This is a genomic window from Stenotrophomonas sp. 10N36 (assembly GCF_056395005.1).
This window is the reverse complement of sequence record NZ_JBFTIS010000008.1, coordinates 15349-27455: the sequence shown is the minus strand read 5'-3', so window position 1 is coordinate 27455 and position 12107 is coordinate 15349. Positions and strand designations below refer to the sequence as shown.

The 12107-nt window shown below is 68.8% G+C and carries 10 protein-coding genes; 4 read left to right on the top strand and 6 right to left on the bottom strand.

What is annotated here, in order from left to right; genetic code table 11:
• Positions 1 to 5: 5 nt before the first annotated feature.
• Together zapE and AC1DCJ_RS09795 are read right to left on the bottom strand one after the other, a co-directional pair.
• A complete protein-coding gene (gene zapE, locus AC1DCJ_RS09800) occupies positions 6 to 1106 on the bottom strand; it encodes a cell division protein ZapE (protein ID WP_038691156.1) in 1101 nt (366 codons plus the stop codon).
• Entirely contained in the window at positions 1103 to 1777 is a 675-nt protein-coding gene (locus AC1DCJ_RS09795) for an alpha/beta hydrolase (RefSeq protein ID WP_478070827.1), read from the bottom strand. The genes zapE and AC1DCJ_RS09795 overlap by 4 nt, the downstream gene beginning before the upstream one ends.
• Positions 1778 to 1832: 55 nt before the next feature.
• On the opposite strand from AC1DCJ_RS09795, the gene AC1DCJ_RS09790 reads away from it, so the two are divergent.
• Entirely contained in the window at positions 1833 to 2705 is an 873-nt protein-coding gene (locus tag AC1DCJ_RS09790; protein ID WP_314402987.1) for an EamA family transporter, read from the top strand.
• Positions 2706 to 2851: 146 nt separating this feature from the next.
• On the opposite strand, the gene AC1DCJ_RS09785 is transcribed toward AC1DCJ_RS09790, so the two are convergent.
• The 3 genes from AC1DCJ_RS09785 to AC1DCJ_RS09775 all read right to left on the bottom strand — a co-directional run bounded on the left by AC1DCJ_RS09785 (position 2852) and on the right by AC1DCJ_RS09775 (position 5838).
• Positions 2852 to 4300: an ExeM/NucH family extracellular endonuclease gene (locus tag AC1DCJ_RS09785; RefSeq protein ID WP_478070826.1), complete on the bottom strand. Its 1449-nt coding sequence runs from the start codon at positions 4298 to 4300 to the stop codon at positions 2852 to 2854.
• Between the two features lie 299 nt (positions 4301 to 4599).
• Positions 4600 to 5118, bottom strand: a complete 519-nt coding sequence (locus AC1DCJ_RS09780; protein ID WP_038691161.1) for a c-type cytochrome — start codon at positions 5116 to 5118, stop codon at positions 4600 to 4602.
• Positions 5119 to 5232: 114 nt separating this feature from the next.
• Positions 5233 to 5838 (bottom strand): TetR/AcrR family transcriptional regulator, encoded by a 606-nt coding sequence (locus AC1DCJ_RS09775; RefSeq protein ID WP_137191313.1) that lies wholly within the window; start codon positions 5836 to 5838, stop codon positions 5233 to 5235.
• A gap of 139 nt (positions 5839 to 5977) precedes the next feature.
• On the opposite strand from AC1DCJ_RS09775, the gene AC1DCJ_RS09770 reads away from it, so the two are divergent.
• The 3 genes from AC1DCJ_RS09770 (at position 5978) to AC1DCJ_RS09760 (ending at position 10807) form a co-directional block, all read left to right on the top strand.
• Positions 5978 to 7141 (top strand): isovaleryl-CoA dehydrogenase, encoded by a 1164-nt coding sequence (locus tag AC1DCJ_RS09770; RefSeq protein WP_038691165.1) that lies wholly within the window; start codon positions 5978 to 5980, stop codon positions 7139 to 7141.
• 9 nt (positions 7142 to 7150) lie between these two features.
• On the top strand, positions 7151 to 8761 hold the full coding sequence (locus AC1DCJ_RS09765) for a carboxyl transferase domain-containing protein (protein WP_478070825.1): 1611 nt from the start codon (positions 7151 to 7153) through the stop codon (positions 8759 to 8761).
• A gap of 63 nt (positions 8762 to 8824) precedes the next feature.
• Positions 8825 to 10807: an acetyl/propionyl/methylcrotonyl-CoA carboxylase subunit alpha gene (locus AC1DCJ_RS09760; RefSeq protein ID WP_478070824.1), complete on the top strand. Its 1983-nt coding sequence runs from the start codon at positions 8825 to 8827 to the stop codon at positions 10805 to 10807.
• A 7-nt stretch (positions 10808 to 10814) separates the two neighbouring features.
• On the opposite strand, the gene AC1DCJ_RS09755 is transcribed toward AC1DCJ_RS09760, so the two are convergent.
• Complete coding sequence (locus AC1DCJ_RS09755) at positions 10815 to 11984, bottom strand: putative peptide maturation dehydrogenase (protein WP_313246868.1); 1170 nt, start codon at positions 11982 to 11984, stop codon at positions 10815 to 10817.
• Between the last annotated feature and the right edge of the window lie 123 nt (positions 11985 to 12107).

Here is a 12107-nt window from a genome sequence, read left to right as displayed (position 1 = left end):
CACGCTCACGCCTTGTGCGGGGTGCCCAGGTACTCGGCGCTCTGCATTTCGATCAGGCGCGAGGCGGTGCGCTCGAATGCGCCCTGCAGGCGCACGCCCGAGTACAGCGCCACCGGGGTATCGGTGGCGGTGCAGACCAGGTTGACGTGGCGGTCGTAGAGCTCATCGATCAGGTTGACGAAGCGGCGCGCGGCATCTTCGTTGAGCTTGTCGAAGTGCGGGATGTCGCCCAGCAGCACGGTGTTGAACTCGTGCGCGATCTCGATGTAGTCCGACGGGCCACGCGGCCCCTCGCACAGCGCCTTGAAATCGAACCAGGCGATGCTCTTGCCGCGCGCCCGCACCGGAATCTTGCGACCCTCGATCTCGATGTTGCCCGGTTTGGCCGGCTGGCCACCGCTCAACTCGGCCCAGCGCGTGCCCAGCCAGCCATCGCTGCCGGCGTCGCGCGGGGCCTGGTACACCGGCGAGCGGGTCAGCGCGCGCATCCGGTAATCCTCGGTGCCTTCGGCGTACAGCTCCACGCAGTAGGTCTGCAGCAGGCCGATGGCCGGCAGGAAGCTGTCGCGCTGCAGGCCGTTGAGGTACAGGTTCTCCACGGCGGTATTGGAGGTGGTCACCAGGGTCACGCCCTCGGCGAACAGCCGCTCCAGCAGCCGCGCCAGGAGCATGGCATCGCCGATGTCGGTGACGAAGAACTCGTCCAGCACCAGCACGCGCAGCTTGGCCCGCCATTCCTGGGCGATGCGCGCCAGCGGGTCGCTCTGGCCCTGGTGCTCGCGCAGGCGCTCGTGGATGCCACGCATGAAGCGGTGGAAATGGGTGCGGTACTTCTGCTCGATCGGCAGCCCGTCATAGAACAGGTCCACCAGGAAGGTCTTGCCGCGCCCTACCCCGCCCCAGAAATACAGGCCCTTGACCGGCTCGGGCTTTTTCCAGAACGCTGACAGGCGGTCCAGCCAGCCGTCCTGGGCGCTGTCGACCAGCGCCACATGGATGCGGTCCAGCTCGGCCAGCGCGGCATGCTGGGCCGGGTCGTTCTGCCATTCGCCCCGGGCCACGCCTTCGGCGTAGCGCTGCGACGGGGTCAGTGCGCTGTCACTCATGCGCCTGCGGTGCCTGCATCGGGCAGCCAGTGCTTGACGCCGTGGGTGATGGCCCCGCGCAGGTCGATCAGCTTGCGGTGGAAGAAGTGGCTGGTGTCGGGCATGCGCACCAGTTCGTGCGGCGCCTGCAGGCTGCCCAGCCAGTCATAGACCGCCTGCGGGTCGACAACTTCGTCTTCCTCGCCCTGGATGACCAGCCACTGCGCCGGCGGCTGGATGCCGTCGAAGTCCCAGCGTCCGGCGGGCGGGGCGATCGAGATCTGCGCGTCCGGCTGCAACGCAGCGGCGGTCTTGAGCGAGACGAAGGCGCCGAAGCTGAAACCGGCCAGCCACAGTTGCTCGCCGGGGCGCTGGGCGCGGACCCAGGCGACGACGGCCTTGAGATCGTCCTGCTCGCCGTTACCGTGGTCGAAGCTGCCCGCCGAGGTGCCCACGCTGCGGAAGTTGAAGCGCACCGTGGTGATGCCCAGCGCGCGCAGGGTGGTGGCGACCATGGTCACCACCTTGTTGTGCATGGTGCCGCCCTCGGTGGACAGCGGGTGGCAGATCACCGCGACGATCGGCTGGGCCGGCGCGTCACCGGTGGGCAGGTCGACGGCAACGTCCAGCGGCCCGACCGGGCCGTCCAGCACCAGGGCGGCGCTGGTGGGGGGGAAAGGGGGATTGTGCATGGCGTCATAATACCGCTCCTCCGCGGGCTGCACGGCCGCGCTTGCCGGGTTCGTCATGCTCTATCTGGTTTTCAGTGTGTGCTGCAGTGTGCTGGTGTCGGTGCTGCTGAAGCTGGCGCCGCGCCAGCGCCTGGACATGGCTCAGGTGGTCACCTGGAACTACCTGCTGGCCAGCGTGCTCAGCCTGGTGCTGCTGCGCCCGTCGCTGGCCTCGCTGCAGACCGCGCATGCGCCGTGGCTGGCGCTGCTGGGGTTGGCGGTGACGCTGCCCACCATTTTCCTGGTGATGGCGCGCGCGGTGACCCGCGCCGGCATCGTGCGCAGCGACGTGGCCCAGCGCTTGTCGCTGCTGCTGTCGCTGCTGGCCGCGTTCCTGGTGTTCGGCGAAACCGCCAACAGCTGGAAGCTGGCCGGCCTGGGGCTGGGCCTGCTGGCCATCGTGGGCATCAGCGTGCGCCCGCGCGCCACCGTGGCCGCACCCAGCGGCGAGCGCGCCTGGCCGTGGCTGCTGGCGGTGTGGGTGGGCTACGCGCTGGTGGACATCATGCTCAAGCAGGTGGCGCTGTCGGGCACGCCGTCGATGGCGGCGCTGACGGCCAGCTTCGGCCTGGCCTTCGTGCTGATGCTGGCGCTGCAGCTGTGGCGACATGCCAGCGGTGCCTCGCCGCTGCAGTGGCGCAACCTGGGGGCCGGTGCGCTGCTGGGGCTGCTGAACTTCGGCAACATCCTGTTCTACGTGCGCGCGCACCAGCACCTGCCCGACAGCCCGGCGGTGGTGTTTGCCGGCATGAACATCGGCGTGGTGGTGGTGGGCGCGCTGGTGGGCGTGCTCGCGTTCGGCGAGCGCACCAGCGTGTGGAACCGCGTGGGCCTGGCCCTGGCGGTGGTGGCGATCGGGCTGATTGCGTGGGGCACGGCGGCGGGCTGAGCGGTTGCGATTCCGCGCCATCTTCTCCACCCGGGCAGGACCAGGCCGGCCTGATCCTGCCCTTCGGAGAGGTGCGGGTTACGCGGTCAGGAGCAGCCACGCATGGCGTGGCTCTACCCCTCGGGTCGCTTGGTTACCCGAATCGATCAGCGGTCGAAGCCGAGCAGCAGCGGGTCGTGGTCCGAACTGCGCCACGGGCCTTTTTCATTGCGGTCGCGGTACCCCACATCGTCGGCTTCGTCGGCGTTGGTGTGCCATTCGGCGGCACCGCGCAGGCGCGCGGCCATGCCCGGGCTGAGCAGGGCGTGGTCGAGGCGACCGCTCATGCCGTTGTAGACGTAGCTGTAGGGGCGCTCGAGCTTGGCCACGGCAAATGCGTCGCGCCAGCCGGCGTCGTGCAGGGTGCGGATCGGGTCTTCCATCGCGTACGCATTGAAGTCGCCTAGCAGGACGGCGTCGTTGCCGCCGGTGCCGGTGGGATCGGTGCGCAGCCACTGGTCGAGCAGCTTGGCCGATGCGACCCGGGTAGCGTTCCAGCAGGCCTGGTCGTCCTTCTGGTCGGCATCGGCGCCGGTGGCCTCGGAGCAGCCCTTGGACTTGAAGTGGTTGGCCACCACCACGAACGGGGCGCCCTTGCCCGCGCGGAATGCCTGGGCCAGGGGCACGCGGCTGTGCGGGCCGAACGGACCCTGCTCGAGGGTGGCCGGCGCGCCCACCGGGGTAATCCGCGAGGCGCGGTAGATGATGCCGACCCGGATCGGGTTTTCGCCCGGGCCCTTGCCGGCGTCGATGAAGCGCCAGTCGGCGCCGGCGCCACGGTCGGCGTTGAGCGCGTCGACCAGTTGGGCGATCGCCGACTGCGAGCCGTAGCCGTCGTTTTCCAGTTCCATCAGCGCGGCGACATCGGCGCCCAGGGCGTTGATGGTGGTCACCAGCTTGGCCTTCTGCGCCTGGTGTTCGGCCAGGGTGCGAGCGCCGCGCAGGGTCGGGAAACCGCCGCCCTGGCCATCGCCGTTGAAGAAGTTCTCCAGGTTGAAGGCGGCCACGTGCAGGCTGCCGGGCACGACCGGCACCGCCGGGCGGTCGAGCTTGGGCAGCACCAGCGGGCGGGTCACCTGCAGGCGCGGGGTGCCCTTGGCATCAACGCGCACGATGCCTTCAACGTTGCGCAGCAGCATGCCGGTACGCAGGTTCGCATTGGCCGGCAGGTAGGCCACCGGGCCGGGATCGCGTGCGTCGCTGCCGTCATCGAGCACCAGGCGGCGGTGGGCGTTGTCGGCCGTGATCTGGGCATGGCCGGCGCTGCGCGGCGCGGCCACTTCGCTGGGCTGCCAGAGGCGGCCATCGAAGGCCACGCTGAGTTCGCCGAAGCGGGCCAGGCCGTCGGTACCGGCCAGGGTCAGCGGCGCGGCGATGCGCACCTTCTGGCCGTCCAGGGTGCGCCAGTCGGTGGGAGGGGCGGTCAGGGTGATGCTGGCCGAGGCGGTGGCTGCGGCCGGGCGCGCCTGCGGCGCGGTAGCGGGCTGCGGCTGGGCGGCGTGGACTACGCCGGACAAGGCCAGCGCAAGGGCGAACACAAGCGGGGAACGACGCATCGGTGGGGCGACTCCGGAAAAGGGCGATACAAGTGTGGGGGCGAAAGATGACCCGCCAGCGACCGGCGACGATGGTAGCAATGCAACGCCGCTACCGCCTGCGGGCGGTGTGGGTGGGTGCGCGGGATTGGTGGACGACGTCGGATTACCGGACGACGAGGGTCGGCAGACGTAGGTAGAGCCGACCGTTGGTCGGCTGCTCCGGGTAGCCGACCAACGATGGGGTCCACGGGGCGTTACGGGCAGCCGACCAACGGTCGGCTCTACCGGGCGTTCTGGCAGCCGACCAACGGTCGGCTCTACCGGAGGTTGGCCAGCATCCAGTCGACGGTGACGTGGATCTGCTCTTCGGTGAGCGCCGGGTTGCCACCCTTGGGCGGCATGATGCCGCCGTCCGGACCGGTGTAACCCTCCAGCGCGTGCTTGTAGAGGGTGTCCTTGCCCTGGGCGATGCGCGCATCCCAATGGCTGTGGTCCAGGGTGGGGGCGTTGCCCACGCCGTTGGTGTGGCAGGCGGTGCAGAGGTTGTCGAAGATCACCTTGCCGTCGGTGGTGCCGCCGTAGGCGACCTGCGAGGCCGCCTTGGCCAACGCCGCGGCCTTGGCGGCGGCCTGGGCTGCCGCGCCGGTGCTGCCCGCGTAGACAGCGCCAGCCGGGGCGATGCGCTGTTCGGTGCGCTTGGCCGCCATGGGCGAGACTTCAGCGGGAATGCTGGTGTGCAGGTATGCGGCGAAGACGATCAGGCCGAGCGTGATGGCCACCAATAATGCGATGACCATGGAAAAGCGTTTCAGGAACTCGAGGTCGTAATTCCGCACTCTCTTTACCCCTGGCTGGTAGTCGTTGGACCACGGCTTGTCGCCCGAGTATGACCAGCGTCAGCGGGGCTCTGCAAGCCGCCGCTTTCTATCGCAATGCAGCATGGCCCCGGCTCAGGCGCCGGCGGCCCGCAGGCAGAAAACGCAGATCGACTCCACCAGCAGGTCTTCGTCGCCGTGCGCGTCGCGGCTGGGCGCGGTCGGCCCGACCAGCGCTTCGGTGAAGGCACCGACGATGCAGGCCGCCGCCACGTGGGTGTCCTGCGGCGGGAACGTGCCCGCTTCAATGCCTTCGGCAACGATGCGGCGGAACACGTCGCCGAACAGGCGGCGGCAGCGGATGCGCTCGGCCTCCACCTCCGGGTCGACCGGTTCGGCGATGAACGCATAGGCCAGCCCGGGGCCAGCCAACGCGCGTCGCACGAAGGCGGTGATGGCCCGGCGCAGGCGCTCGGGCGCCGGCAGCGGCTCGGCGGCAATCGCCTCGAAGATGCGCAGCTCGTGCTCGACCGCGGCAGTGAGCACCTCCACGAACAGCTCGGCCTTGGACGGGAAGTGGCGGTAGATCAGCCCGGTGGACACCCCGGCCTCGGCCGCGACGGCAGTGACCGGCGCATTGCGGTAGCCGCCGGCCGCCACCAGCGCACGGGTAGCCAGCAGGATCCGTTCACGGGCGCCTGCCAGGCGTTCTTCCATCAGTGCTGAGCGTTTGTAGGCCATTTGTTGATTCTATGTTCAATTTTTGAATTTGTGTTCACTTCTTCCACGAACCCCGCTACGCTGGGCCATATCGCCCGCGGGACGGCTGGTGCCGTCCACCCCAACCGGCGCGCCCATCCAGCAGTTGCGGAGTCGCCCCATGCACGTTCCCACCATGAATTTCGATCTCGGTGAAGAGATCGACCTGCTGCGCCAGAGCGTGGCCCATTTTGCCTCGGTCGAGATCGCGCCGTTGGCCGCCCAGGCCGATGAAGAGAATCTGTTCCCGCATGCGCTGTGGCGCAAGCTCGGCGAGCAGGGCCTGCTCGGGCTGACCGTGGAAGAAGAATACGGCGGCAGCGGCATGGGCTACCTGGCCCACGTGGTGGCGATGGAAGAGATTTCGCGCGCCTCCGGCGGCATCGGCCTGTCCTACGGCGCGCACTCCAACCTGTGCGTGAACCAGCTGCGCAAGAACGGCAACGAAGACCAGAAGCAGCGCTTCCTGCCCGGCCTGTGCAGCGGCGAGAAGGTCGGCGCGCTGGCCATGAGCGAACCCGGCGCCGGCTCGGACGTGGTTTCAATGAAGCTGCGCGCCGACAAGCGCGGCGACCACTACGTGCTCAACGGCAACAAGATGTGGATCACCAACGGCCCCGACGCCGACGTGCTGGTGGTCTACGCCAAGACCGACGTGGAGGCCGGCGCCAAGGGCATCACCGCGTTCCTGGTCGAGAAGGGCATGAAGGGCTTCTCCACCGCGCAGAAGCTGGACAAGCTGGGCATGCGTGGCTCCAACACCTGCGAACTGGTGTTCGAGGACTGCGAAGTGCCCGAAGAAAACGTGCTCGGCGCGGTCGGCGGCGGCGTCAACGTGCTGATGTCCGGCCTGGACTTCGAGCGCGTGGTGCTGTCCGGTGGCCCGCTGGGCCTGATGGCCGCGGCCATGGACGTGGTGATGCCCTACGTGCACGAGCGCAAGCAGTTCGGCCAGGCCATCGGCACCTTCCAGCTGATGCAGGCCAAGCTGGCCGACATGTACGTGGGCCTCAACGCCTGCCGTGCGTATGTGTATGCGGTGGCACGCGCCTGCGACCAGGGCCGCACCACCCGCCAGGACGCCGCCGGTGCGATCCTGTATTCGGCCGAGAAGGCCACCTGGCTGACCGGCCAGGCGATCCAGGTACTGGGCGGCAACGGCTACATCAACGAGTACCCGACCGGGCGGCTGTGGCGCGATGCCAAGCTGTATGAAATCGGCGCGGGCACCTCGGAAATCCGCCGCATGCTGATCGGTCGCGAACTGTTCCAGCGCACCAAGTAAGGGAAGGCCATGAGCGTATTGAGCAGCCAGCTGCAACCGGGCAGTGATGTTTTCGAGGCCAACCGCACTGCCCTGCAGGCGGTGGTCGATGACCTGCGCGCCACCCTGGCGCAGACCGCGCTGGGCGGCAGCGAGGCGGCCCGTGCCAAGCACACCGCGCGCGGCAAGCTGCTGGTGCGCGATCGCATCGATGCGCTGCTCGATGCGGGCAGTGCGTTCCTGGAGATCGCGCCGCTGGCCGCGCACGGCATGTACGGCGACCCCATCCCCAGCGCCGGCGTGGTGGCCGGCATCGGCCGGGTGTCGGGCGTGGAATGCGTGATCGTGGCCAACGACGCCACTGTCAAGGGCGGCACCTACTACCCGATGACGGTCAAGAAGCATCTGCGCGCGCAGGAAGTGGCCGAACAGAACCGCCTGCCGTGCATCTACCTGGTGGATTCCGGCGGTGCATTCCTGCCGCTGCAGGACGAGGTGTTCCCGGACCGCGACCATTTCGGCCGGATCTTCTACAACCAGGCCAACCTGTCCGCACAGGGCATCCCGCAGATCGCCTGCGTGATGGGCAGCTGCACCGCCGGCGGTGCGTATGTGCCGGCGATGAGCGATGAAACCGTGATCGTGCGCGAGCAGGGCACCATCTTCCTCGGCGGTCCGCCGCTGGTGAAGGCGGCCACCGGCGAAGTGGTGACGGCCGAAGAACTGGGCGGTGCCGACGTGCACACGCGCATCTCCGGCGTGGCCGACCACATGGCCGACAACGACCTGCAGGCGCTGGCCCGGGTCCGCGCGATCATCGCCCAACTCAACTGGCGCAAGCCCGAGCCGGCCCTGGCCGTGCAGGCCGCGGTGGAACCGCGCTACCCCGCCAACGAGGTGTATGGCGTGATCCCCGCCGACACGCGCAAGCCGTACGACGTGCGCGAAGTGATCATGCGCCTCGTCGACGACTCGCGCTTCGACGAATTCAAGCCGCGCTACGGCAACACCCTGGTGACCGGCTTCGCGCACCTGCACGGCTACCCGGTGGGCATCATCGCCAACAACGGCATCCTGTTCTCCGAGTCCGCGCTGAAGGGCGCGCACTTCATCGAACTGTGCACCCAGCGCGGCATTCCGCTGGTGTTCCTGCAGAACATCACCGGGTTCATGGTGGGCCGCAAGTACGAACACGGCGGCATCGCCAAGGACGGGGCCAAGCTGGTGATGGCGGTGGCCTGCGCCAAGGTGCCCAAGTTCACCGTGGTCATCGGCGGTTCGTTCGGCGCCGGCAACTACGGCATGTGCGGCCGCGCCTATTCGCCCAACTTCCTGTGGATGTGGCCGAACGCGCGCATCGGCGTGATGGGCGGCGAACAGGCTGCCAGCGTGCTGGCCACGGTCAAGCGCGACGGCATCGAGGCCAAGGGCGGGCAGTGGTCGGCCGAGGAAGAGGACGGCTTCAAGGCGCCCATCCGCGACCAGTTCGAACAGCAGGGCCATCCCTACTACGCCAGCGCGCGGTTGTGGGACGACGGCGTGATCGATCCGGCCGACACCCGCCGCGTGCTGGGCCTGGCGTTGTCGGCCAGCCTCAACGCACCGGCACGGAAAACCGACTTCGGCGTGTTCCGCATGTAAGGCACGTGCGGCACCGCTGGGTGCCGCCCCTTCTTCGCCATTGGCCCGCGCAACGAGACTCCCATGTTCACCAAGATCCTGATTGCCAACCGCGGCGAAATCGCCTGCCGCGTCATCGCTACCTGCCAGCGCCTGGGCATCGCCACCGTGGCGGTGTATTCAGATGCCGACCGTAACGCGCGCCACGTGCGCCTGGCCGACGAGGCCATCGCGATCGGCCCGGCGCCGGCCCGCGAGAGCTACCTGCGCGGCGACGCCATCTTGGACGCCGCCCGCCGCACCGGCGCGCAGGCGATCCACCCCGGCTACGGCTTCCTGTCCGAGAACGCTGGTTTCGCCCAGGCCTGTGCCGAGGCGGGCATCGTCTTCATCGGTCCGTCGGCCGATGCGATCCGCGCGATGGGCGACAAGAGCGCGGCCAAGGCGCTGATGCAGCAGGCCGGCGTGCCGCTGACCCCGGGTTACCACGGCGATGACCAGGATCCGCCGTTCCTGCGCGCCCAGGCCGACGCGATCACCTACCCGGTGTTGATCAAGGCCAGCGCCGGTGGCGGTGGCAAGGGCATGCGCCGCGTGGACGACAGCGCCGACTTCATCGAATCGCTGGCCAGCTGCCAGCGCGAGGCGCAGGCCGCGTTCGGCAACGCGCACGTGCTGGTGGAGAAGTACGTCGAGCGCCCGCGTCATATCGAAATCCAGGTGTTCGGCGACAGCCACGGCAACGTGGTGTACCTGTTCGAGCGCGACTGCTCGGTGCAGCGCCGCCACCAGAAGGTGCTGGAAGAAGCGCCCGCGCCCGGCATGACCGCCGAGCGCCGCGCGGCGATGGGCAAGGCCGCGGTGGATGCCGCGCGCGCGGTGAACTACGTGGGCGCCGGCACGGTGGAGTTCATTGCCGCCCCCAACGGCGATTTCTTCTTCATGGAAATGAACACCCGCCTGCAGGTGGAGCACCCGGTCACCGAGTGCATCACCGGCACCGATCTGGTGGAGTGGCAGCTGCGCGTGGCCAGCGGGGAACCGCTGCCGCTGCAGCAGGACCAGCTGCAGATCCGCGGCCATGCGCTGGAAGCGCGGCTCTATGCCGAAGACGCCGACCGGGGCTTCCTGCCGTCCACCGGCACCCTGCGCCACCTGCGCCTGCCGGCCAACACCGCGCACGTGCGCGTGGACGCCGGTGTCGAACAAGGCGATGCGATCACCCCGTTCTACGACCCGATGATCGCCAAGCTGATCGTGTGGGACGTGGACCGCGACGCGGCGCTGCACCGCATGCAGCAGGCACTGGCCGAGTGCGAAGTGGTCGGCGTGACCACCAATGCGGCGTTCCTGCGCCGGCTGGTGATGACCGATTCGTTCGCCCACGCGGACCTGGATACGGCGCTGATCGAGCGCGAGCAGGCCGCGCTGGCACCCAGCGCCGATAGCGGCACCCCGACGCTGTGGGCGCTGGCCGCCATTGCCGCGGTCAGCAGCCAGGCGCCCGCCAGCGTGGACGCACGCGACCCGCATTCGCCGTGGCAGCGGCAGGATGGCTGGCGTCTGGGCGCGCGCGCCCCGCATGCGCTCAGCCTTGAATACCGTGGCACCGCGCAGGCGGTGACCGCGCTGGAACACGACGGCACCTGGTCAGTGACCATCGGTGACGCGCGGGTGCTCGCCCACAGCGCGCTCGACGGCGACATGCTGCGCGTGCAGGCCGGCGACGCCCTGCACCGTGCCCGCGTGGTCCGCGACGGCAACGAGCTGTACCTGTTCGGCACCGAGGGCGCGCAGCGCTTCACCCTGCATGACCCGGTCAGCGAAGCCGACCAGGCCGTGGCCGATGCCGGCAGCCTGCTGGCACCGATGCCCGGCCGCATCGTTGCCACGGTGGTGACGCCGGGCACGAAGGTCAAGCGCGGTGCGCCGCTGCTGGTGCTGGAGGCGATGAAGATGGAACACACCCTGCAGGCACCGGCTGACGGCGTGGTGCAGGGCTACCGGGTCAAGGCCGGGGACCAGGTGGGCGATGGGGCGGTGCTGGTGGATTTCGAGGCGGAGTGAATCCGCCTCACCCGACCGGCTGCCATACATGGCGTCCTGGGTCGAACTCGCTGGTGGTCATCTGTTCACTGCGCAGCCCGATGCCGCAGATGGCCATCGGGCTCTGCTGCATCGGATCCAGCCCCAACGCCTGCTCGATGTCCTGCTCGTTGATGGCGGCCGTAACAAAGGCACCGAGCCCCTGTTCGGTGGCACAGCTCAGCAGCAGTTGGGAGACGTGGCCGACATCCAGAATGACGGCGCGGTAGGCCTTGGGGTGTTGGCGGTACTTCCAGAACGTACGGGCAAAGCGCGGCGCGAGAATCAGCAACACGTGCGCGTTGGCGAACCAGTCCTGGCCAGCCACGAAACGCCGTGCCAGTGCATCGCCGGAGGCTGTCCGGCTGCACGTCGGGCTGAGCGCATGGGCGCCGGGATGGTAGTGATAGAGCCCCGCTTCCAGCCCATCCACATCCTGGACCAGCAGATAGGCGTCAGTGGGATGTAGTCCACCAGCAGACGGCACGTTTTTCTTGAGAAAGACGGCCTGCTCGCCTTCGCGCTGCTCGCCGTGGCTGGCCAGCGTCCGCCACAGCAGCTGAGACAGCGCGGCCAGGTCCAGCGCGCGGGTGCGGTCGAAGTTGCGGCAGGTCGCACGGCGCTTGAGCCAGGCGTCAAAAGGGACCTGGACCGGGGGCGGCAGCGCAACCGCGTCGGGACCGGGGTCGAACATGGCCGCAGGCGGCGCGCCCAGCCGCGCGCACAGGCCCGCAGCGGTCTCCATACCGGCCTCGCGCAAGGCCTCTACGCTATCCTGGTTTTCCCAGCGCGCCAGCCGGTGCATCACGGCGGCGGGCGTCCACCATGCACTTGCAGTAAGCGCGTGTTCGTCCTGCAGTGCAGCGGTAGGTGGGCTGTCGTCGCGAAAGGTCAGGCCCGCCGCCACCAGCCGCTCCAGCACCACCATTGCGTCCGGCGTGTCCGGTGCGGACCATCGCTCGGGGGAGAGGCGGCCGAGTGCAAGCAGCATCGCCTCATCCAGCGAGACCGGTACCGGCAGGTGCGGCGCCAGCGCGACCCACTGCATCGTCGAGGTCACCGAGGTCCCGCCGGCAAGCAGGTCAGCCATGGAATACTGCTCAACCATTCGAGGTTCGGTCATCAATTGGCTGCAGCGGCGGTAGCGGGCGGGAGGCATACGGGTTACCAGTAGGAAGTTGCAGGAAGAATGTCGGCCGACAACGGCTATTCTTGCGCCTCAAGCTGTTGCTGCATCAGCCGCTACCTGCAAAGGCGCCGCTCCTGGACGCCGTCCCCAACC